We start from the raw sequence: 1,934 nt of genomic DNA, 5'->3' as shown, positions 1-1,934 counted from the left end.
CCGAGAGCACCCCGTTGGGTGCGTCCTCGCACGCAAGTGCCGACCCGGCATCCACACCGAGGCGATCGCACGCGAGGGCGTAGCAGGACGGATCGGGCTTGCCCACCGCGACGTCGTCGCGGGTGACGACGACGTCGAACCGGCCGAGCCCACCCAGGGCCGCGAGCGCCTTGTCGGCCCAGCGAACGCTCGCCGACGTGACGAGCGCGAGGGGGATGCCGGCCACAGCGGCCCGCTCGACGGTCGCCGCCGCGCCCGGCACGGCATCCGGGAGCCGGTCGCGGGGCACCATGGCGACGATCTCGGCGAACATGGCGTCGGGGTCCCCGCCGCTCCACGGGCCGTCGACGGTGCGGAAGACGTCGTCCGCGCGGCGGCCGGTGAACAGGGCCGCCACCTCGAGGTCGAAGGGCCACCCGCGGTGGGCGAACCACCGCTCGAAGCCGGTCCGGTGGATGGGCTCGGAGTCGACGAGGGTGCCGTCGAGGTCGAGCAGGAGGGCGCGCGGGCGAGCGACCGCGCCGCGGATGCTCACATCAGGTCCTCGATGTCCTCGGCGAGGTTGTCGGCCTCGGGGCCGACGACGACCTGCACCACCTGCCCGGCGGAGATGACGCCGTGGGCGCCAGCGGCCTTCAGCGCCGCCTCGTTGACGAGGGACGGGTTCTTGACCTCGGTGCGCAACCGGGTGATGCACGGCTCGATCTCGATGATGTTCTCGGGGCCGCCGAGGGCGGCGAGGATCTGCTCTGCCTTGGTGCTCATAGCTGGAGGGTCCTTTCGAGGCGTTTGACACGCCAGTGTGATGGTGTCAGCCTCTCAGCACCCACGCGGGGGTACCAGTGCGGGCGCGGTGTCCGGCCAGGTCGACACCCTGACACCCGAGACTCCCGACCCGCCCCAGGAGGCACCACCATGACCACGGCTGACGTGACGGCACAGGGGACCGCGAAGAAGCGGTTCGACCTCGCCCCGATCCAGAAGTTCGGGCGCAGCCTCATGCTGCCCATCGCCGCGCTGCCCGTGGCGGCCCTCATGCTGCGCCTGGGCCAGCCGGACCTGCTCGGAGCCGACGGCCTCGGGTGGGAGATGGTCGCCGCCGTCGTCGGTGCCGGCGGCGGCGCCCTGTTCGCGAACCTCCCCCTGCTGTTCGCGGTCGGGGTCGCCATCGGGATGGCGAAGAAGGCCGACGGCTCGACCGCCCTCGCGGCCGTCGTCGGCTACCTCGTCTTCAAGGGCGTCGGGGATGCCGTGTCGCCCTTCGTGCTCCCCGCACCCAAGCCGGGTGAGGACCAGGAGCTGATCAACTACGGCGTGCTCGGCGGGATCCTGTGTGGGCTCATCGCGGCCTTCCTCTGGCAGAGGTACTACCGGATCTCACTCCCGCCCTATCTCGCGTTCTTCGGTGGCCGGCGCTTCGTGCCGATCGTCACCGGCTTCGCCAGCCTCGTCCTCGCCGTGCTGCTCGCGGTCATCTACCCGGCCTTCGACGCCGGCCTCACCAACCTCGGCGAGTGGGTCGCCGCGAACTCGATCATCGGCGGCTTCATCTACGGCACGGCCAACCGGCTGCTCATCCCCCTCGGCCTGCACCACATCCTCAACTCCGTGCCGTGGTTCATCCTCGGCGACTACACCCCCGCCGGTGGCGAGACGGTGCAGGGCGACATCTCCCGCTTCTTGAAGGGCGACCCCACGGCCGGGGCCTTCATGACCGGCTTCTTCCCCATCATGATGTTCGCCCTCCCGGCCGCCGCCCTCGCGATCTACCAGGAGGCCAAGCCCACGGCGAAGAAGGCCGTCGGTGGGCTCATGGCCTCGGTCGCGCTCACCTCGTTCCTCACGGGCGTCACCGAGCCGATCGAGTTCGCGTTCATGTTCGTCGCGTGGCCGCTCTACGTCATCCACGCGGTGCTGACCGGCACGTCGATGGC

At 70.8% G+C, this 1,934-nt stretch carries 3 protein-coding genes; 1 reads left to right on the top strand and 2 read right to left on the bottom strand.

The features are described 5' to 3' along the window. Window positions 1–535 (bottom strand): HAD family hydrolase (locus PKY62_RS13215; RefSeq protein ID WP_324537708.1); only part of this gene is annotated, 535 nt, incomplete at its 3' end. After that, window positions 532–765 carry a PTS sugar transporter subunit IIB gene (locus PKY62_RS13210; RefSeq protein ID WP_324537706.1) on the bottom strand — a complete coding sequence of 78 codons (234 nt, stop codon included), beginning with the start codon at window positions 763–765 and terminating at the stop codon, window positions 532–534. The genes PKY62_RS13210 and PKY62_RS13215, both read right to left, overlap by 4 nt. Before the next feature lie 150 nt (window positions 766–915). Between PKY62_RS13210 and PKY62_RS13205 the strand changes: the two genes are divergently transcribed. Continuing rightward, window positions 916–1,934, top strand: a 1,019-nt coding sequence (locus PKY62_RS13205) for a PTS transporter subunit EIIC (protein ID WP_324537704.1), incomplete at its 3' end; no start/stop codon positions are given.

This window comes from Actinotalea sp. (genome assembly GCF_035443605.1).
GTDB lineage: Bacteria > Actinomycetota > Actinomycetes > Actinomycetales > Cellulomonadaceae > Actinotalea.
This window is presented reverse-complemented; position numbering and strand designations above follow the sequence as displayed.